This window comes from Streptomyces sp. WM4235 (assembly GCF_001279725.1).
GTDB lineage: Bacteria > Actinomycetota > Actinomycetes > Streptomycetales > Streptomycetaceae > Streptomyces.
Genome location: NZ_LGDE01000046.1, coordinates 1 through 19,601 on the forward strand (window position 1 = coordinate 1; position 19,601 = coordinate 19,601).

A 19,601-nucleotide genomic window follows, 5' to 3' on the forward strand; every position below is an offset into this window, starting at 1 on the left:
CGCCCCCGCCCCGGCCCCCGCGCCCTACGGGCAGCAGCCCTCGTACGGCCAGGTCCCGGGCCAGCAGGCGCCCCCGTACGGCGGGCAGCCGGCCTTCGGCCAGCAGCCGCCCCAGTACGCGCAGCAGCCCCAGCCGGCCGCCGCCGGACACGGCCTCGCCGCCGCGCTCCAGCCGTACAAGGAAGCCCCCACCGGCACCCGCTGGACCCCGCAGAACCAGCAGCTCATGCGGGTGGACCTGTCCATGGGCGGCCAGGCCGTCCTCGCCCGCCAGGGCAGCATGGTGCTGTACCAGGGCAAGGTCGACTTCAGCTACAAGGGAGCCGGATTCGCCGGCCGCATCGTCGGCAACGCCACCGGCCAGGAGATGCAGCTGATGCGCTGCACCGGTCGCGGACAGGTCTTCCTCGCCGAGAACGGCGCCCACCTGCACGCCATCGAGCTCCAGGGCGACGGCATCTGTGTCTCCGCGGAGAACGTCCTCGCCTTCGACGAGTCCCTCCAGCACGAGGTCCGTCGCATCGAGGGCCACGGCATTCCCGGCGGCGCCCTGTTCACGATGCAGTTCCAGGGCAGCGGCACGGTGATCGTCAAGACGCAGGGCGTCCCGGTCGTCCTGCCCGTCACCCCGACCACCTTCGCGGACAGCAACGCCATCGTCGCCTGGTCCGCCGCCTCGCAGGTGATCATCTCCAGCCAGGTCCGGCTGCGCCGCACCGCCTATCCGGGCCACAGCGGGGAGACCGTGAACCTCCAGTTCCGCGGCGCGCCCGGCAACTTCATCGTCGTCCAGCCGTACGAGGTCTGAGGGAGCCCGTCATGAACGCCATGAACCAGCAACTCGCGGGATACGCCCCGACCCCCGTCACGGCCCGCATGGAGAACCACGGCCGAGCCATGCTCAAGGTCGCCATGCAGAGCGGCCAGGACCTGTTCGCACGCACCGGATCGATGGTCGCGTACGAGGGCTTCGTCCAGTACGAGCCCAACCCGCCCGCCGTCCGCCAGATGGCCTCGCAATGGATCACCGGGGAGGGCGCCCCGCTGATGAAGTGCACCGGCGACGGCCTGCTCTACCTCGCCGACTACGGCGCGGACGTCGTCGTGATCAACCTCAACAACGACGCCCTGTCCGTCAACGGCACCAACCTGCTCGCCTTCGACGCCCACCTCCAGTGGGGCGTCGAGCGGGTCAAGGGCATGGCCAAGTTCGCCGGCCAGGGCCTGTTCAACGTGCAGGTCTCCGGTACCGGCTGGGTGGCCATCACCTCCCGCGGCACCCCGATCGTCGTGGACTGCGGTCGCGGCGACGACGAGACGTACGTGGACCCCGACGCGCTCGTCGCCTGGTCCCCGAACCTCAAGGTCAAGGGGAAGCGCAGCTTCAAGGCCTCGTCGATGATCGGCCGGGGCAGCGGTGAGGCCTACCAGATGGCCTTCTCCGGCCAGGGAATCGTCGTGGTACAGCCCAGCGAGGACAGCACCGACCGGCTCCGGACCCGGGGCTGAGGGGGAGCGGACACATCATGCAGAGCGCACTTTTCGCCCACGCCGAGGCGCAGTCCCAGGAGCGGTACACCGTCCAGAACCCGCAGTTGCTGCGGGTCTCCCTGAGCGGCACCGACGACGTCCTCGCCCGCAAGGGCGCGATGGTCGCCTACCAGGGGATCATCGACTTCGACGGCGAGTACCAGAGCACCACCCAGCGCACCGCCCGCGCCCGCACCGGCGAGGGCCTGGATCTGATGCGCTGCTCCGGGCAGGGCACGGTCTATCTGGCCAACCTGGCCCAGTACGTGCACGTCGTGGAGGTGGACCGGGACGGTCTCACCGTCGACAGCAGTTACGTGCTGGCGCTGGACTCCACCCTGCACACCGAGGCCATCGCCGTGGACAGCCAGTACGGGATCTCCGGCTCCGGCAAGTACCAGCTCAACATCAGCGGTCGCGGCAAGGTCGCCCTGATGACCTCCGGTCAGCCGCTGATGATGCAGGTCACGCCCGACAAGTACGTCAACGCCGACGCCGACGCGATCGTCGCCTGGTCCACCTCGCTGCGGGTACAGATGCAGGCCCAGACGCACTCCACCGGAGTCTGGCGGCGCCGCGGCAACACCGGCGAGGGCTGGGAGCTCAGCTTCCTCGGCACCGGCTTCGCCCTCGTGCAGCCGAGCGAGGCACTGCCGCCGCAGAACGCCCAGATCGGTCAGGGCGCCGCAGCCCAGTTCGGCATGGGCCAGCACGGCGCCCACAGTCAGAACCAGAACAACGCCTGGAACTGATCAACGGCACGGCACGGAAGGGCACGGCGCGCAACGGCGTGGCACGCCCCGCTTGACGCCGGAAGGGGCGGGTCCCGAGGGACCCGCCCCTTCCACATGCCTCCCCGGACGTCTCAGAGACGCGCCAGGCTCGCTTCCATCAGCCGCACGACCGAGGCGTCGGCCACCGCCGCCACCTCCGCGTACGGGAACCAGCGCAGGTCCAGCGACTCCTCGCTGATCTCGGCCACGGCGTCGGCCGGAGCCAGCGCCGCGTACTGCACGTCCAGGTGCCAGTTGCAGGGCTCCGGGATCGGATGCCGGTCCAGCCGCACGGGCCCGCCCGGCAGCAGGGTCAGCCCGCCGGCGATCCCCGACTCCTCGACGGCCTCGCGCAATGCCGCGTCCGCGAGGGTGGTGTCACCGGGCTCGCAGTGACCACCCATCTGGAGCCACATGCCCAGCTTCTTGTGCAGGGTGAGCAGCACGCGTCCCCGCACCGGGTCGATCACCAGCGCGCTGCCCGTGACATGGCCGGCCCGGCAGGGCTTGTAGACCCCGTCGTGGTGGGCGGCGAGGTGCTCCAGGTACAGGTCCCGCAACCCGCTCTGCTGCTCGTCGGTCGGCGCGAGATCCTTCAGGACCGCGACCGCGTCGTCGTACAGGCTCACTTCTTCTCTTCGCCCTCGCCGTCGGCACCCTTGTCGCCCAGATCACGCTTCTCGGCGGCCTCGCCGAGCATCTTGTCGATCTCCGAGAAGTCCAACTGCTCGCGGTGCACGAATCCGTCCGGGTCGTCCAGGTCGGAGGCCGTCGGCAGCATGTCGGGGTGCTCCCACAGCCCGTCGCGACCGTCCACACCCCGCGCGTCCGTGAGCGAGGCCCACAGCCGCGAGGCGTCGCGCAGCCGACGCGGACGCAGCTCCAGCCCGATCAGCGTGGCGAAGGTCTGCTCGGCCGGACCACCGGAGGCACGCCTGCGGCGCATGGTCTCGCGCATGGCGTCCGCCGAGGTCAGACGGGGCTTGGCGGCCTCGTGCACCACCGCGTCGACCCAGCCCTCGACCAGGGCGAGCGCCGTCTCCAGGCGCGCCAGGGCCGCCTTCTGCTCCGGGGTGTCCTGCGGCTGGAACATGCCGCCCGCGAGGGCCTCCTGCAACTGCTCCGGATTCGACGGGTCGAGCTGACCGACCACGTCCTCCAGCTTCGAGGTGTCCACCTTGATGCCGCGGGCGTAACCCTCGACGGCGCCGAACAGGTGCGAGCGCAGCCACGGCACGTGCGCGAACAGGCGCGCGTGCGCCGCCTCGCGCAGCGCCAGGTACAGCCGGACCTCTTCGGCCGGCACGCCCAGGTCCTTGCCGAAGCCCTCGATGTTCAACGGCAGCAGGGCGGCCTTGCCCGCCGGGCCCAGCGGGAGCCCGATGTCGGTCGAGCCGACGACCTCGCCCGCGAGCACGCCCACCGCCTGGCCGATCTGCTGACCGAACATGGCGCCGCCCATGGAACGCATCATGCCGAGCAGCGGGCCCGCCATGGCCTGCATCTCCTCGGGCAGCACCCCGCCCATGGCCGCCCCGACGCGTTCGGCGACCGGGTCCACGAGCTCCTTCCACACCGGGAGGGTCGCCTCGACCCACTCGGCGCGGCTCCACGCCACCGCCGTGTTCGCACCCGACGGCAGCGAGGTCACCCCGTCCAGCCACAGGTCGGCCAGGCGTACGGCCTCCTGGACCGCCGACTTCTCGGCGACGCCGACGCTGGCGTCCTTCACACCGTCGGCGGTGCCCTGCGCGACGGTCTGGCGGGCGATGTCCTTGGCCATGTCCCAGTTCACGGGACCGCCCTCGTAGCTCAGCATCTGGCCGAGCTGCTGGAAGGCCGCGCCGAGGTCGTTCGGATTCATGGCACCGAACATCGAGGCGAACGGGTTGTCCGCACCGCCCGGGCCGCCGGCGCCCGGCAGGCCCATGCCCGGGAACCCGAACGGATTCGCCGGGCCGCCCTGACCGCCCTCATTGCCCTTCTTCTTGCCCTCGTCGCCGTTCTCCGGCTCCTCCGGCGGAAGGCCGAATCCGAATGGGGTGTCGCTCACGGGGTTTCCTCGGCTCGTAGGGCCGCCGGCGGGAGCCGACGGCAATGGTCCGACAACACCACCCAGCGTAGACACCCCGCCCGCTTCCGGGCTCGGTGCTCCGCCGGCTCCTGGGCTGCGGCAGGATGGACGTCACCTGGTAGGTACGCGTCACGGCGCGTCCCTACTGAAGACAACCGCTGGAGACGCCTGGTGAGTTCCCCGGATCCGCAGCTTTCGGACAAGCACAGCCGCGCGCCGCAGGACGCCGAAGACAGCCCTGAGCACGGTGACAGCGCCCCTGGCGTTCGCCAGACGCGAAACGAGAACGGCCCCCGCCGGCACAACCCGGTGATCGCCGTGACCGGTGCCGCGTCCGGGGTCGGCGCCGCCCTGGTGGCCCGCCTCGTCGAATCCGACGAGGTCAAGCAGGTCGTCGCGATCGACGAGCGCCGCGGCGACTGCGCGGCCGCGCAGTGGCACGTCCTGGACGTACGGGACCCCGCGATCGCCGAGAAGCTGCGCGGCGCGGACGTCGTCGTCCACCTCGCGCTCGACCTCGACCTCGAAACGGATCCGGCGGCCCGTACGGCGTACAACGTGCGCGGGACCCAGACCGTCCTGACGGCCGCCGCCGCGGCCGGGGTGCACCGGGTCGTGCTGTGCACCTCCGCCATGGTCTACGGGGCGCTCCCGGACAACGACATCCCGCTGACCGAGGACTCCGAGCTGCGCGCCACCGCCGAGGCCACCGGCGTCGGAGACCTGCTGGAGATCGAGCGGCTCGGCCGCCGGGCACCCCGCGCGCACCCCGGACTGAACGTCACCGTGGTGCGGCCCGCCGTCCTGGTCGGAGGCACCGACACGGCGCTGACCCGGTACTTCGAGTCGCCGCGCCTGCTCGTGGTCGCGGGATCCCGGCCCACCTGGCAGTTCTGCCACGTCGAGGACCTGGTCAGCGCCCTGGAGTACGCGGCGCTGGAGAAGGTCGAGGGCGAGTTGGCGGTCGGCTGCGAGGGCTGGCTGGAGCAGGAGGAGGTCGAGGAGCTGAGCGGCATCCGCCGCATGGAGCTCCCCTCGGCGGTCGCCCTGGGCGCCGCGGCCCGACTCCACCGGATCGGCCTGACGCCCTCCCCGGCCGGCGACCTCGCCTACACGATGCACCCGTGGGTGGTCAGCGTCAGCGGCCTGCACGCGGCCGGCTGGCGGCCCCGCTGGACCAACGAGGAAGTACTCGCCGAACTGCTCCAGGAGGTCGCGGGCCGGCACACCGTCGCGGGCCGTCGTCTGGGCCGCAAGGACGCCGCCACGGCCGCCGGCGCCGCCGGTGCCACCGTCGCCCTCCTCGGCGCGGCCGCCGCGGTCCGCCGCGCCCGCAAGCGCCGGGGGATCTGAGACGCCGGGCCGACGCGCGCCCCGGGCCCGCGGCGGCCCGGGGCCGGACCGGGGCAGGACCCGAGCCGGATCGGGGCCGGATCGAGGCCGGGCCGGGACCCGGTCGAGAGCGGGCCGCAGCCGTGCCCCCCTGTAGGAGGCTCCATACGGCCGGGTCGCACAGCCGGTCGAATCGGCTATATCGCGATCCGAAAGCCGTGGTGCACGATGGCTGTATGGCTCCGCACTTCGACCACCCCGGCGAGCAGGCCGCTCCGGACCCGATCCGCCTGCTCGAAATCCGTGAGACCCCGCTCTCGATCGACGAGGTCTTCCAGGCCGTCGGCGACGACGCGACGGGCGGGACGACGCTCTTCGTCGGCACCGTGCGCAACCACGACAGCGGAGCGGACGTGGACTCCCTCGGCTACTCCTGCCACCCGACGGCGGAGGCCGAGATGCGCCGCGTCGCCGAGCGCGTCGTGGCCAAGTTCCCGGTCCGTGCCCTCGCCGCCGTCCACCGCGTCGGCGATCTGTCGGTGGGCGATCTCGCGGTCGTCGTCGCCGTGTCCTGCCCACACCGCGGCGAGGCCTTCGAGGCCTGCCGGATGCTGATCGACGACCTCAAGCACGAGGTGCCGATCTGGAAGCACCAGACGTTCGCGGACGGAACGGAGGAGTGGGTCGGCGCCTGCTGAACCCTCCCGCGCGACCTCGCACCCCCCTGTACACCCCCGGTCGCGGGACCGCCCCCGCAAGGGGGTAACCTCACACCCGTTCGGCTCCGCAACACGCCCCCGATTTGCGTAACCCCTTTCCGGGCACGAGCGTTGAAGCCACCAACGACACGTACTTTCGGGGCAGGGAGGCACGTCCATGGCGTCATTGGCGTGGTTGCTGATTCCGCTGTTCGCCGCCATCGGAGCGGCGATATGGGGCAGCTGGGCGGCTCGCGACCGGACATCCGGCGACATATCCGAGCTGGCCGGCTACGCGAGGTTCCGCGAGGTCATGGACAAGACCGACCACACCAGGACGAAGGCGGAGGCGCACTCCGGTTCCGACGCCGTCTGAGGCGTCCCGCGAGTCCCTGAGAATCGCCTGAGAGTTCACGCGCACGACCCCGTACGGCCCGGCCCCACGGGCCGCCCGCCAGGGGCGTCCCGTACTGTCGATCCATGCCACGCCGCACCGCGACGATGCTCGCTTCCACCCTCGTCCTGTTCGCGCTGCTCTGCGCAGGGGTGTTCCTGAAGGTCCCGTACTCCGAGATGAGCCCGGGCCCCACGGTGAACACGCTCGGGGACTCCCGCGGCGAGCCGGTCCTCAGCATCTCGGGGCACAAGACCTACCCCACCAGCGGGCACCTCAACATGACGACCGTCCGGGTCACCGGCGCGGACTACGACATGAACCTGCTGGAAGCGGCGTACGGCTGGCTGTCCGGCGACAACATCGTCGTACCGCACGAGAACCTCTACCCGAACGGGAAGACGGAGAAGCAGTCCACGCAGGAGAACGCCGAGGAGTTCAGCCAGTCCCAGGAGAGCGCCAAGGTCGCGGCGCTCAAGCAGCTGAAGATCCCCGTCACCCCGCACGTCATCGTGTCCTCCGTGGTCAAGGGCGGCCCCGCCGAGGGGAGCCTGCACGCCGGCGACGTGATCAAGTCCGTGGACGGCACCCCCGTGGCCGAGGCCGCCGACGTGGCCAGGCTCGTCACCAAGCACAAGGTCGGGGAGCCCGTCGAGTTCGTCGTCGTCCCCGCGAAGGAGATGGCGGAGGCGGAGAAGGCCAACCGGGAGCCCGGCGCCACCGCCAAGATCAAGGTCACCACCGGCAAGGCGGAGGACGACGGTCACGCCATCGTCGGGATCCGGGCCGGGATCGACCACACCTTCCCGTTCCCGATCGGCATCAACCTCGCCGATGTCGGCGGCCCGAGCGCCGGTCTCATGTTCGCGCTCGGCATCGTCGACAAGCTGACCCCCGAGAACCTGACCGGCGGGAAGTTCGTCGCCGGCACCGGCACCATCGACGACGACGGCAAGGTCGGACCGATCGGCGGCATCCAGATGAAGACCATCGGCGCCCGTCAGGCCGGCGCCGAGTACTTCCTGACCCCGGCCGACAACTGCGCCGCCGCCTCCTCCCACGTGCCGGACGGCCTCACGCTGGTGAAGGTGTCCACCATCGACGACGCCGCCAAGGCGCTGGAGAAGATCTCCAAGGGGGAGACGGCAGGGCTGCCGCAGTGCGGCAAGCCCTGACCGGCCCCCGACGGATACTCGCGAGCGAGCGAGCGAGCGAACGAACGGGCCGGACCGGCTCCGGTCAGTCCAGGAAGGTCGCGGCCAGTGCCTCGGCCAGCCCCGGCACCAGGGTCGCGCCCGTCAGCACCTCGGTCGACGAGTCCTTCTCGCGCAGCCGGACCGCCGACTCACGGGACCCGTCCCGCAGGACACCCACGGTCAGCCGCACCTCCTGCCGGTCCGGATGTCCGGCGACCCACTTCGCCAGCTGCTTGTCGCCGAGCCCCTCGGGGACGGAGGCCTCCGCGGACGGCGGCAGCATCAGGCGCTCCACGGTCAGCGCGCAGCCGACGATCGCGGCGGGCCAGGCGATGGTTCCCAGGAACTTGTCCAGCGGGGTCCCCGCGGGCACCTCGTCCTGCTCGATCGGGGTGAGCTGGCTCTTGCCCGCGTCGTCCTGGTCGAGGCCCAGCTGACGGGCGAGGCCCGGCTCCTGCTTGCGCAGCTTGGCGGTGTCGACCAGGGCGAACAGCCGGGCCGGCTTGTCCCAGCCGAGGGTGGAGGCGTACTCGTCGATCTCAAGGACGGCGCGCGTCAGCGGGGAGGCGGCCATCGGGGTGCCGGCGGAAGGAGAAAGGTTGGACATGGACAACATCCTGCCTCCTTTCCACCCGATACCGGGAACTGACTAAAGCCTCAGTAAGTTGCATGAGTGGGCTCTACGATCGGGGGCCCGTTGATGACCAGACCCAGCGACTTTCAGAGGTGCGCACCTTGGCTTTCCAGATGCCGGACCGCGGCGGAGGCCCTTCCGGGCCACGGATGAGAGTCGGCCGCCCGTCCCGGCGTGCCCGGACTCTATTGATGACCTTGGGCGTCCTGGCCGTCCTGGCCATGTTGTTCATCATGTTCGCGGGCTTCTGGACCGACTGGCTCTGGTTCCGATCCGTCGAGTACTCCTCGGTCTTCACCACCACCCTGTGGACCAAGGTCGGCCTCTTCGCCGTCTTCGGCCTGCTGATGGCGGGTGCGGTCGGGTTCAACATCTGGCTGGCGCACCGGCTGCGGCCGCCGCTCAGCGCGATGTCGATGGAGCAGCAGAGCCTCGATCGCTACCGCATGAGCGTCGCGCCGTACAAGAAGTGGCTGCTCCTGGGCATCGCCGCGATCGTCGGCCTGATCGCGGGCGCCTCGGCGGCCGGCCAGTGGAAGACCTGGCTGATGTACGTGAACGGGGTGCCCTTCGGGCAGAAGGACCCCCAGTTCGGCCTGGACGTGTCGTTCTACACCTTCGACCTGCCCTGGTACCGCTTCCTGCTCGGCTTCGGCTTCGCCGCGATCGTCCTGTCGGTGATCGCCGCCGCCGTCGTGCACTACCTGTACGGCGGACTGCGCGTCACCAGCCCCGGCGCCCGGGCCACCGCCGCGGCCACCGGGCACCTGTCGGTGCTGCTCGGCCTCTTCGTGACGTTCAAGGCCATCGCGTACTGGCTCGACCGGTACGGCCTCGCCGTGAAGTCCAGCGACTTCAAGGCCGCCGACAACTGGACCGGCCTGCGCTACGTCGACGCCAACGCATACCTGCCGGCCAAGACGATCCTCGTCGCCATCGCCGCGATCTGCGCGCTCCTGTTCTTCGCCACGCTGTGGCGCCGTACCTGGCAGCTGCCGGTCATCGGCTTCGGCCTGATGGTCCTCTCGGCGATCCTGATCGGCGGGCTCTATCCGGCGATCGTGCAGAAGTTCCAGGTCCAGCCGAACGAGCAGGCCAAGGAATCGCCGTACGTCCAGAAGAACATCAAGGCGACGCGCGACGCCTACGGGATCGCCCAGTCCGAGGTCAAGGAATACCCGGGCGTACCGCAGACCGAGGACAAGACGAAGCTGCGCCAGACCGCGGACACCACGGCCAGCGTCCGTCTCCTCGACCCGAACATCGTCTCGCCGGCCTTCCAGCAGCTCCAGCAGGTCAAGGGCTACTACGGGTTCCCGTCCACGCTCGCCGTGGACCGGTACAACGGCCAGGACACGGTCATCGGCCTGCGCGAGCTGAACATCGGCGGCATCCCGAAGAACAACTGGATCAACGACCACTTCAAGTACACCCACGGCTACGGCGTCGTCGCGGCCAAGGGCACCACCGTCGGTGACCAGGGCGCCCCCGACTTCACCCAGTCCGACCTGCCCTCCAAGGGCATGTTCGGCACGGACTTCGAGCAGCGCATCTACTACGGCGAGATGACGAAGCAGTACTCGATCGTCGGCGGACCGCAGAAGGAACTCGACTACTCGGACGACAAGGGCGAGAAGGAGACGAGCTACAAGGGCGACTCCGGGGTCAATCTCGACAACCCGGTCAACCGTGCGGCGTACGCGCTCTCCTTCAGCGAGCCGCAGATCCTGTACTCCGGAGCCATCGGCGAGGGCTCGCGGATCCTCTACCACCGCACGCCCAAGGAGCGCGTCGAGGCCGTCGCGCCGTGGCTGACCATCGACGGGGCGCCGTACCCGGCGGTCGTCGACGGCCGGATCAAGTGGATCGTCGACGCCTACACGACGACCAACGGCTACCCGTACGCCTCGCGCACCACGCTGGGCCAGAGCACCGCGGACTCGCTGACCAACAGCCAGCGCGCGGTGGTCGCCCAGGAGAACCAGGTCAACTACATCCGCAACTCGGTGAAGGCGACCGTCGACGCCTACGACGGCACGGTCGACCTGTACCAGTGGGACAAGGCGGACCCGGTCCTCAAGACCTGGATGAAGGCGTTCCCGGGCACGGTGAAGGCCAAGAGTGAGATCCCCAAGGCGCTCATGGACCACCTGCGCTACCCGCAGGACCTCTTCAAGGTCCAGCGCGAGCTGCTCACCCGCTACCACGTCACGGACCCGCAGACCTTCCTCAGCGGCAGTGAGGCCTGGGCCGTCCCGGACGACCCGACCGTCAAGGCGGGCACGGCGCTTCCGCCGTACTACCTGTCGATGAAGATGCCGGGCCAGAAGGAGAAGGACCAGGTCTTCTCGCTCACGACGACGTTCACGCCGAACGAGCGGGACAACCTGAGCGCCTACATGGCGGTCAACGCCGATCCGGGCACCCCGGACTACGGCAAGATCAGAATCCTGAAGCTGCCGACCAGCAAGCCGGTCGACGGCCCCAAGCAGGTACAGAGCAAGTTCCAGTCCGAACCGAAGATCGCCGAGTCGATCCGCCTGCTGCGCGGTGGAGACTCCGAGGTCGAGTACGGAAACCTGCTCGCGGTGCCGCTCGACGGCGGCATGCTCTACGTGGAGCCGGTGTACGTCCGCAGTTCCAATCTGAAGTACCCGCTGCTGCGCAAGGTGCTGGTGACCTACGGCGGCCAGACGGCCTTCGAGGACACGCTGGAGAAGGCGTTGAACGTGGTCTTCGGGGCAGAGGCGCCGACCGTGCCCGTGACCCCGGAGAATCCGCCGGGCGAAGGCACCGTCACCCCGCCGACCGCCCAGGACCCCACGGTCAAGGCGGCGCTGTCGGACGCGCAGAAGGCCATCGAGGCGGCCGAGAAGGCCCGCCAGTCCGGTGACTGGACGGCGTTCGGCAAGGCGCAGGAGGACATCAAGCTGGCGCTTCAGCGGGCGATCGACGCCGAGGCGAAGCTCACGGCCCCCAAGTCCGGAGGCTGACGATCACTGGGTAATGGCTCCGTCCCGCGTCGTGCTACTGTGGGTTTACCGACGCGGGGTGGAGCAGCTCGGTAGCTCGCTGGGCTCATAACCCAGAGGTCGCAGGTTCAAATCCTGTCCCCGCTACTGAAAACGAAGGCCCGGATCCCATGGGATCCGGGCCTTCGTCATGTTCGCGAAGGGGCGCGGACGTGAGGCGTGACGAACGCGTGACAGACACGGGGTCGCTGGGGCGGGTGAGTTGGGGCGGGAGCGTGTTTGACTTGTCTCTCTGTGGGCATGTCGACAAAACGCTGTAGTGACCTCACTGGCTGCGACATACCAGGTGTACGCGGGTAGCAGGTGATGCGACGATGGGATTTATGGGGGACAGGTCAACTCTGCTGGAGACAGGGCGGTTTGTGAGGGCGGAGGCCGAGCCGGGCACGGGAGCCGTTGAGGCGGCTCGCACCGTTGACGCGCAAACCGCACTGACCGATGCGGATTTCGCGGACGAAGCCTTCGGCGAAGCCGACGTGGCCAGTGACGCCGAGTTGGAAGCCCGGCACCGGGTGGCCGCGGACAAGGGCGACCCCGGCGCCATGAGCGTGCTCGGGGCGCTGCTGCTGCGCCGCGGCGACCTCGCCGGGGCCGAGCCGTACCTGCGCGGAGCCACCGGCGAGGGCGACCGGGCCGCCGCCAACAACCTCGGCGTACTGCTGCACCAGCGGGGCTACCCCGAGGAGGCCGCCGGCTGGTGGCGCGTCGCCGCCGTGGCCGGATCCGCACCCGCCGCGCACGCCCTCGGCCGCTACTACCGCGAGCGGGGGGACGAGCCCGCCGCCGAGTACTGGCTGCGCCAGGCGGCGGAATCCGGCCACGCCCTGGGCGCGTACGGACTGGCCGACCTGCTGGAGCACCGCGGGGACCGGGGCGTCGAGCGCTGGTTCCGCGCGGCCGCCGAGCAGGGGCACCGCGAAGCCGCTTACCGACTGGCGCGGCACCTGCGCAAGGGCGACCCCGCCGAGGCCGAGCAGTGGTACCGGCAGGCCGCCGCGCGCGGACACCGCCGGGCCGCCCTGCACCTGGGCGCGCTGCTGGAGGCGCGGGGGGAACTCAAGGAGGCCGGGCGCTGGTACCTGACGTCCGCCAAGCAGGGCGAGGCCCGGGCGGCCTGCGCCCTGGGGTTCCTGCTGCGCGACGCGGGCGACGAGGACAGCGCGGCCACCTGGTGGCACCGGGCCGCCCAGGACGGGGACGGCAACGCCGCCAACGCGCTGGGCGCGCTGCACGCCGCGCGCGGGGAGACCCAGACGGCCGAGAAGTGGTACCGGGCCGCCATGGACGCGGGCGACCAGAACGGGGCGTACAACCTCGCCCTGCTGTGCGCCGCGCAGGAGCGGACCGCGCAGGCCGAGCAGTGGTACCGGCGCGCGGCCTACGCGGGCCACCGCGAGGCGGCCAACGCGCTGGCCATCCTGCTGTTGCAGGGCGGCGACACCGAGGGCGCCGAGCCGTGGTTCTCCAAGGCGGCGGAGGCGGGCAGTGTGGACGCCGCCTTCAACCTGGGCATCCTGTTCGCCGGTCGGGACGAGGACCGCACGGCGCTGAAGTGGTACGAGCGGGCCGCGTCGGCGGGGCACACCGACGCGGCGCTGCAGGTCGGCATCGCCCTCGTGCGGGACGGCGAGGAGCGGGCCGCCGAACGCCACCTGCGGTGCGCGGCGGGCGGCGGCAGCGCGGAGGCGGCCTTCCGGCTGGCCTCGCTGCTGGAGTCGTTGGCTCCGCCGCCGGAGCCGCCGGCCCTCGGCGAGTCCGCGGGCGGCGCCGCGCGCACCGAGAGCGAGGAGTGGTACGAGCGGGCCGCCGAACACGGGCACCGGCGGGCGCAGGTGCGCGTCGGGATGCTGGCCGCCGCGCGCGGTGATCTGGCGATGGCGGCGCGGTGGTACCGGGAGGCGGCCGAGGCCGGCTCCCGCAACGGGGCCTTCAACCTCGGGCTGTTGCTGGCACGGGAGGGCAACGAGCCGGAGGCCGCGCTGTGGTGGACGCGGGCGGCGGTGTCCGGACACGGCCGGGCCGCGCTGCGACTGGGGCTGCTGGCCGCGCGTCAGGGGGACCTGACGGAGGGGCAGAAGTGGTGCGTGCGGGCCATGGAGCTGGGGCCGGCGGAGGTCTCGGAACGGGCCGCGAGGTTGCGGGACGCGCTGGCTGAGGAACTCTCGGCCTGACCCGGCCCGACCCTGAACGGCCGGCGGGCGCCGTTCGGGGTCAGCGGTAGAGCCATGACGTCGAGCGGGCGTACGCGTGGCGGAAGAACAGGGGCATCAGGGCGTCGTTGACGCGGCGTTGCAGGGTGCCCGGGGTCTTGGAGTCGCGGTTCGCGCCGGCCGACCTGCCCATGCGGGCGGTCCGGGGGCGGCGCAGTCGGGTGTACGCGTCGAGGGCGGAGCGGACCGAGGGGGCCGAGGCCACGCACCCGGCCAGGGCCACCGCGTCCTCGACGGCCATCGAGGCGCCCTGCCCCGCGCCCACCGGGTGCGCGGCGTCCCCGATCAGCACCGTGCGGCCGTCGTGCCAGACGGGGACCTCCGCCATCCGGTGCATCGGCATCGCGCGACCGACCCGTACCGCGGACGCCAGCATCTCCGACGGCCCGGCCTCCCCGGCGTACAGCTCCGCGAGCGGCGACAGGGTCACCTCGGCGCTCGCCGGGGGCTCCGGCGAGGCCACCTGGGCCGACCACCAGACCGAGCCGTCCGACGCCGGGACGTACAGGAACGCCCCGCGCCGCCCGAACACCATGTGGTAGGTGTCCGGGTCGAGGTCCGGGCCCCGCGAGACCCCGGACACGCTGTAGAGCCCCGCGTACCGCGGGACCGGGGCCGTCGCCGACAGGGCGGGGCGGGACGCGGACCAGATGCCGTCCGCCGCCACCACCAGGTCCCCGTCCACGTCCGCGGCGCGGACCCGCCCGCCCGTGACGATCCGGGCACCGGCGCTCACCGCCTCCGCCCGCAGGACCTCCACCAGGCGTCCGCGCAGCAGGGTCGTGCTGTGCAGCGTGTCGGAGGCGAGCCGGCCCCGGGGGACCTCGCCGAGGAGCTTCCCGGAGGCCGACCACATCCGCTGGTGCGCCACCTGGAAACCGGCCGCGCGGACCGCGGGGAGGCAGCCCAGGGTGTCCAGGGCGCGCTGCCCGTTGACGGCCAGGCTGAGGAACGAGCCCACCTGGCCGGCCGGGTCCTCGTAGGCCTCGTACACGGTGACCTCGGCGCCGGTGCGCCGGCGCAGGGCGATGGCGCTCGCGGCTCCGGCCACTCCGCCACCGATGACTGAGATGCGCATGACTGTGCCCTTCTCGCTGAATCCACATTCACTGAATAATGATTCGGTGAAACTCGGTTCAGTATGATGACGTTGCAACGACGGCGTCAAGCGACAAGGGGATCCCCGGTGGGAGTGCGCAAGGAGCGGGCGGCCGGCACGGAGGCGGCGCTCAAGGAGGCCGCCCGCGGGCTGTTCCTGGAGCGGGGATACGCACAGACGAAGATCACCGACATCACCAGGGCGGCGGGCCGCTCCACCGGCGCGTTCTACGAGCATTTCGCCGGCAAGGAGGAGCTGCTCCAGGCGCTGCTCGCGGACATGGGGGCCCAGGTCGACACGGCCGTGGGGGCCGAGGACCACCCCCGGGAGCACGACCTCGCCGATCCCGCGCAGCTCCGCACGCACGTCGCCGCGAGCTGGGGGGTCTTCCGGAACCACCTGCCCGTCGTGGTGGCCCTCTTCCAGAAGTCCATGACCGAGCCCCCGGGCGCCGGTCAGGCGTGGGAGCGGCTGACGCGGGAGACGGACCCGCTGCGCCGGCACCTGGAGTACATGCGCGAGCAGGGCCGGCCACTGCCCGGCGATCCCGGGCTCGTCGCGGCGGCCATGGGGTCGATGATCTCGATGCTCGGCTACGCGGCGATGACCGCCGGGGTCCCGCTCGACGACGACGAGGTGGTCGACACCCTCACCGCTCTTTTGCTGCGAGGACTGGCCGGTTAACCGATTTGCATCTGCCGCGACGCCTCCCGTACAGTCGGGTTTACCGACGCGGGGTGGAGCAGCTCGGTAGCTCGCTGGGCTCATAACCCAGAGGTCGCAGGTTCAAATCCTGTCCCCGCTACTGAAGGCCGAAGGCCCGGATCCCATGGATCCGGGCCTCCGGTCGTTTCCGGATCGTTCCCGGATGGAAAGCGCGTCACGAACGAGAAGGGCCCGGAAGCGTCGTGCTTCCGGGCCCTCGTGTCGTTCGGGGTGGGGTCAGGCGGCCGCGCAGTTCGGGCAGACCCCTCGGTACGTGACCTCGACGGCGGAGACCACGAAGCCGAAGCGTTCGCCGGCGGGCAGGTCGGCCAGCGGGTCGCCGGCCGGGTGGACGTCGCGGATCGCGCCGCAGACGGCGCACACCAGGTGCTGGTGCGGCTGGTGTGCGTTCGGGTCGTACCGCTTGGCGCGGCGATCCGTGGACACCTCCAGGACCTCGCCCAGGGACACGAGCTCGCCCAAGGTGTTGTAGACGGTCGCCCGGGAGATCTCCGGCAGCCTGGTCACGGCCCGTGCGTGCACCTCGTCTGCCGTCAGGTGAACGTGGTCACCGTCGAGCACCTCGGCCACGACGCGCCGCTGTGCGGTCATGCGCCATCCGCGTCCGCGGAGTCGTTGCAGCAGGTCACTCATGGACGCCAGCCTAACAGCGCGGGGACTCCGTGTAACTCCCGAACGAGTGCGAGATTGGATGCTTGCTTGACTTGGACAAAGTCCATTGTAGGATCGAGTACGGCACGGCCCGAGGGTGGGCCGAGGGCAGGACGAGGCAGGAATGACGCAGGAGGCGCACGTGACGCAGGGACCGCTCACCACGGAGACCGGGGCTCCGGTCGCGGACAACCAGAACAGCGAGACCGCCGGCATCGGCGGGCCCGTCCTGGTCCAGGACCAGCTCCTGCTGGAGAGGCTCGCGCACTTCAACCGCGAGCGGATCCCGGAGCGTGTGGTGCACGCCCGCGGCGCCGGCGCCTACGGCACTTTCACGCTCACCCGCGACGTCTCGCAGTGGACCCGGGCGAAGTTCCTGTCCGAGGTCGGCAAGGAGACCGAGACGTTCCTGCGGTTCTCCACCGTCGCGGGCAACCTCGGCAGCGCCGACGCGGTGCGCGACCCCCGCGGCTGGGCGTTGAAATTCTACACCGAAGAGGGCAACTACGACCTCGTCGGCAACAACACCCCGGTGTTCTTCATCAAGGACGCCATCAAGTTCCCCGACTTCATCCACACCCAGAAGCGCGACCCGTACACGGGCTCGCAGGAAGCCGACAACGTGTGGGACTTCTGGGGCCTGAGCCCCGAGTCCACCCACCAGGTCACCTGGCTCTTCGGTGACCGCGGCATCCCGGCCTCCTACCGCCACATGAACGGCTTCGGCTCGCACACGTTCCAGTGGAACAACGAGGCCGGCGAGGTCTTCTGGGTCAAGTACCACTTCAAGACCGACCAGGGCATCAAGAACCTCACCCAGGACGAGGCCAACCGGCTCGCCGGCGAGGACCCCGACTCGCACCAGCGCGATCTGCGCGAGGCCATCGAGCGCGGCGACTTCCCGTCCTGGACCGTGCAGGTCCAGATCATGCCCGCGGCCGAGGCGGCCGGGTACCGCTTCAACCCGTTCGACCTCACGAAGGTGTGGCCGCACGCGGACTACCCGCTGATCGAGATCGGCAAGCTGGAGCTCAACCGCAACCCGGAGAACGTCTTCGCCGAGGTCGAGCAGAGCATCTTCAGCCCGGCCCACTTCGTCCCCGGCATCGGCCCCTCCCCGGACAAGATGCTCCAGGGTCGCCTCTTCGGCTACGGCGACGCCCACCGCTACCGCGTCGGCATCAACGCCGACCACCTGCCGGTGAACCGCCCGCACGCCACCGAGGCGCGCACCCACTCCCGTGACGGCCACCTGTACGACGGCCGCCACAAGGGCGCGAAGAACTACGAACCCAACAGCTTCGGCGGTCCGCACCAGATCGACCGTCCGCTGTGGCAGTCGGTTCCCCTCACGGGCGGCACGGGCAACCACCCGGCCGCGGTGCACAGCGAGGACAACGACTTCGTCCAGGCCGGCAACCTCTACCGTCTCTACTCGGAGGACGAGAAGGCCCGGCTGATCGAGAACCTGTCCGGGTTCATCGCCAAGGTCTCGCGCGACGACATCGTCGAGCGCGCGATCGACAACTTCCGCCAGGCGGACGGCGACTTCGGCAAGCGGCTGGATGCCGCGGTCCAGGCCCTTCGCGGCTGACGCACCGCTTGTCGTGGCGAAAGACGGGCCGGCGCTCCCTCGGGAGGGCCGGCCCGTCGGCGTCCCGCCGAAGAGCCCGGGCCGACCGGCCCCGGCCCGCGAGGGCTACGCCGGTACGGCGCTGCGCCGGACCGGCGCCCAGCAGCGGATGACGTCGCGGACGGACACGATGCCCACGGGGCCACCGTCCTCCAGCACGATCAGATGCCGGAAACCGCCGTGCGCCATGGCCTCGGCGGCCTCCTGCACGGTCGCCTCCGGGGTGCAGAACACGACGTTGTTGGTGGTGTGCGCACCCACGGACTCACGGTCGGGATCGTGTCCCGCGCCGATCGAGTTGAGGATGTCGCGCTCGGTCAGGATGCCGATTCCACTGTGGTCGGGGTCGAGGACGACGGCCGCGCCCACGCGCCGGCCGGACATCAGGCAGGCCGCCTGACGGAGGGTGTGCGCGGGTCCGAGGGTGAGGATCACGGTGCTCATGGCGTCACGGACGAGCATGAAGGGAGCCACCTCCTGGGTGATCCCCCGCTCGGGTGGGTGCGCGGGGCGAAGGCCGTGCGGTCGCACTTCGAGAAGGCCTTCACAAGCGCACAAGCGGGGGGATCCTCAGATTCCCACGAACACGGAGGGTCATCAAGAGGGCGTGTTCGGCACGCGCGGGCGCATCCGCCGGCACGGGACGCGCCCGGCCCCCGGTCACGGCGACCGCGGAGGTCCAGATCCGGCGCCGGACCCGGCCGCCCGACCTCAGGCGCGCGGGCGCAGGTGCGCCAGCATCTCCTCGTGGAGCAGACCGTTCGAGGCGGCGGCGTTCCCGCCGTGCACGCCCTCGACCCCGTCCAGGTCGGTGAACCGGCCGCCGGCCTCCTGGACCACGACCGCCAGGGCGGCCATGTCCCACAGGCTCAACTCCGGCTCCGCGCACAGGTCGAGCGAGCCCTCCGCGACCATCATGTAGGGCCAGAAATCGCCGTAGCCACGGGTGCGCCAGCAGGCGCGCGACAGGTCCAGGAAGCCGGGCAGCCGGCCCTGCTCCTCCCAGCCGCTCAGCGAGGAGTAGGCGAAGGAGGCGTCGTCCAGGGTCGCGACCTTCGACACCCCGAGCCGCGTGGTCTCGCCCAGCGCGCCGCCCGCGAAGGCGCCGCCGCCCTGCGCCGCCCACCAGCGGCGGCCCAGCGCCGGCGCCGAGACCACGCCGACCACGGGACGGAAGGCCCCGTCGGCGTCGTCGGGGTCCTGCGCCATCAGGGAGATCAGGGTCGCCCAGACCGGAACCCCGCGCACGTAGTTCTTGGTGCCGTCGATGGGGTCCACGACCCAACGGCGCGGTCCCTCGCCCTGGAGCCCGTACTCCTCGCCCAGGATCGCGTCGCCGGGGCGGGCGGCCAGGATCCCGGCCCGGACGATCTCCTCGGCGGCCTTGTCGGCCTCGCTCACCGGGGTCATGTCCGGCTTCGTCTCGACCAGCAGGTCGAGGGCTCGGAAGCGCTGCATCGTGGCGGCGTCCGCCGCGTCGGCGAGCTCAAGGGCAAGGCGGAGGTCATCGTCATACTCGGGCATGGTCGAACAGTATCGAGACTGTCGCGGCCCGGCGAACGCCGTCCACGGTACGGCCGAGAGGCGCCCTTGACAGGATCTGTCGACCCGTCAAGTCT

General features: G+C 70.9%; 18 protein-coding genes and 2 tRNA genes. 13 read left to right on the top strand and 7 right to left on the bottom strand.

What is annotated here, in order from left to right:
* From ADK55_RS05910 to ADK55_RS05920, 3 genes are all read left to right on the top strand, one after another.
* Positions 1-808 (top strand): AIM24 family protein (locus ADK55_RS05910; protein WP_199826454.1); only part of this gene is annotated, 808 nt, incomplete at its 5' end.
* A 20-nt stretch (positions 809-828) separates the two neighbouring features.
* Positions 829-1,509, top strand: a complete 681-nt coding sequence (locus ADK55_RS05915) for an AIM24 family protein (RefSeq protein ID WP_053676492.1) — start codon at positions 829-831, stop codon at positions 1,507-1,509.
* A gap of 17 nt (positions 1,510-1,526) precedes the next feature.
* Positions 1,527-2,282, top strand: coding sequence for an AIM24 family protein (locus ADK55_RS05920; RefSeq protein ID WP_053676393.1), 756 nt, complete (start codon positions 1,527-1,529; stop codon positions 2,280-2,282).
* Between the two features lie 113 nt (positions 2,283-2,395).
* Here ADK55_RS05920 and ADK55_RS05925 read toward each other — a convergent pair whose 3' ends face one another.
* Positions 2,396-2,932 carry an NUDIX hydrolase gene (locus tag ADK55_RS05925; protein WP_053676394.1) on the bottom strand — a complete coding sequence of 179 codons (537 nt, stop codon included), beginning with the start codon at positions 2,930-2,932 and terminating at the stop codon, positions 2,396-2,398.
* Positions 2,929-4,356: a zinc-dependent metalloprotease gene (locus ADK55_RS05930; protein WP_053676395.1), complete on the bottom strand. Its 1,428-nt coding sequence runs from the start codon at positions 4,354-4,356 to the stop codon at positions 2,929-2,931. Before ADK55_RS05930 ends, ADK55_RS05925 begins: the two co-directional genes overlap by 4 nt.
* A gap of 192 nt (positions 4,357-4,548) precedes the next feature.
* Between ADK55_RS05930 and ADK55_RS05935 the strand changes: the two genes are divergently transcribed.
* The 4 genes from ADK55_RS05935 to ADK55_RS05950 all read left to right on the top strand — a co-directional run bounded on the left by ADK55_RS05935 (position 4,549) and on the right by ADK55_RS05950 (position 7,976).
* On the top strand, positions 4,549-5,730 hold the full coding sequence (locus ADK55_RS05935) for an SDR family oxidoreductase (protein WP_053676396.1): 1,182 nt from the start codon (positions 4,549-4,551) through the stop codon (positions 5,728-5,730).
* A 215-nt stretch (positions 5,731-5,945) separates the two neighbouring features.
* Positions 5,946-6,407 carry a molybdenum cofactor biosynthesis protein MoaE gene (locus ADK55_RS05940; RefSeq protein ID WP_053676397.1) on the top strand — a complete coding sequence of 154 codons (462 nt, stop codon included), beginning with the start codon at positions 5,946-5,948 and terminating at the stop codon, positions 6,405-6,407.
* Positions 6,408-6,585: 178 nt separating this feature from the next.
* On the top strand, positions 6,586-6,783 hold the full coding sequence (locus tag ADK55_RS05945) for a hypothetical protein (RefSeq protein WP_053676398.1): 198 nt from the start codon (positions 6,586-6,588) through the stop codon (positions 6,781-6,783).
* A 104-nt stretch (positions 6,784-6,887) separates the two neighbouring features.
* The gene (locus ADK55_RS05950) at positions 6,888-7,976 is read left to right on the top strand and encodes a PDZ domain-containing protein (RefSeq protein WP_053676399.1); all 1,089 of its coding nucleotides are present in this window, start codon (positions 6,888-6,890) and stop codon (positions 7,974-7,976) included.
* Positions 7,977-8,040: 64 nt separating this feature from the next.
* Here ADK55_RS05950 and ADK55_RS05955 read toward each other — a convergent pair whose 3' ends face one another.
* Complete coding sequence (locus ADK55_RS05955; protein WP_199826455.1) at positions 8,041-8,613, bottom strand: PPA1309 family protein; 573 nt, start codon at positions 8,611-8,613, stop codon at positions 8,041-8,043.
* 131 nt (positions 8,614-8,744) lie between these two features.
* Here ADK55_RS05955 and ADK55_RS05960 point away from each other — a divergent pair, with 131 nt between their 5' ends.
* The 3 genes from ADK55_RS05960 (at position 8,745) to ADK55_RS05970 (ending at position 13,834) form a co-directional block, all read left to right on the top strand.
* Entirely contained in the window at positions 8,745-11,624 is a 2,880-nt protein-coding gene (locus tag ADK55_RS05960; RefSeq protein WP_053676493.1) for a UPF0182 family protein, read from the top strand.
* A 52-nt stretch (positions 11,625-11,676) separates the two neighbouring features.
* Positions 11,677-11,750: transfer RNA gene (locus ADK55_RS05965), tRNA-Met, on the top strand.
* Positions 11,751-11,977: 227 nt separating this feature from the next.
* Positions 11,978-13,834: a tetratricopeptide repeat protein gene (locus ADK55_RS05970; protein ID WP_063839452.1), complete on the top strand. Its 1,857-nt coding sequence runs from the start codon at positions 11,978-11,980 to the stop codon at positions 13,832-13,834.
* A gap of 40 nt (positions 13,835-13,874) precedes the next feature.
* On the opposite strand, the gene ADK55_RS05975 is transcribed toward ADK55_RS05970, so the two are convergent.
* Positions 13,875-14,951 (bottom strand): FAD-dependent monooxygenase, encoded by a 1,077-nt coding sequence (locus ADK55_RS05975; RefSeq protein ID WP_053676402.1) that lies wholly within the window; start codon positions 14,949-14,951, stop codon positions 13,875-13,877.
* 108 nt (positions 14,952-15,059) lie between these two features.
* On the opposite strand from ADK55_RS05975, the gene ADK55_RS05980 reads away from it, so the two are divergent.
* Together ADK55_RS05980 and ADK55_RS05985 are read left to right on the top strand one after the other, a co-directional pair.
* Complete coding sequence (locus ADK55_RS05980) at positions 15,060-15,656, top strand: TetR/AcrR family transcriptional regulator (protein WP_053676403.1); 597 nt, start codon at positions 15,060-15,062, stop codon at positions 15,654-15,656.
* A gap of 47 nt (positions 15,657-15,703) precedes the next feature.
* Positions 15,704-15,777, top strand: a tRNA-Met gene (locus ADK55_RS05985).
* A 137-nt stretch (positions 15,778-15,914) separates the two neighbouring features.
* Here the strand turns inward: ADK55_RS05985 and ADK55_RS05990 are convergent.
* The gene (locus tag ADK55_RS05990; protein ID WP_078998539.1) at positions 15,915-16,331 is read right to left on the bottom strand and encodes a Fur family transcriptional regulator; all 417 of its coding nucleotides are present in this window, start codon (positions 16,329-16,331) and stop codon (positions 15,915-15,917) included.
* A gap of 142 nt (positions 16,332-16,473) precedes the next feature.
* Here ADK55_RS05990 and ADK55_RS05995 point away from each other — a divergent pair, with 142 nt between their 5' ends.
* Positions 16,474-17,943, top strand: coding sequence for a catalase (locus ADK55_RS05995; protein ID WP_053676405.1), 1,470 nt, complete (start codon positions 16,474-16,476; stop codon positions 17,941-17,943).
* Positions 17,944-18,048: 105 nt separating this feature from the next.
* Here ADK55_RS05995 and ADK55_RS06000 read toward each other — a convergent pair whose 3' ends face one another.
* The gene (locus ADK55_RS06000; RefSeq protein WP_053676406.1) at positions 18,049-18,444 is read right to left on the bottom strand and encodes a cyclic nucleotide-binding/CBS domain-containing protein; all 396 of its coding nucleotides are present in this window, start codon (positions 18,442-18,444) and stop codon (positions 18,049-18,051) included.
* Between the two features lie 249 nt (positions 18,445-18,693).
* Positions 18,694-19,506 carry a histidinol-phosphatase gene (gene hisN / locus ADK55_RS06005; protein WP_053676407.1) on the bottom strand — a complete coding sequence of 271 codons (813 nt, stop codon included), beginning with the start codon at positions 19,504-19,506 and terminating at the stop codon, positions 18,694-18,696.
* Positions 19,507-19,601 lie beyond the last annotated feature (95 nt).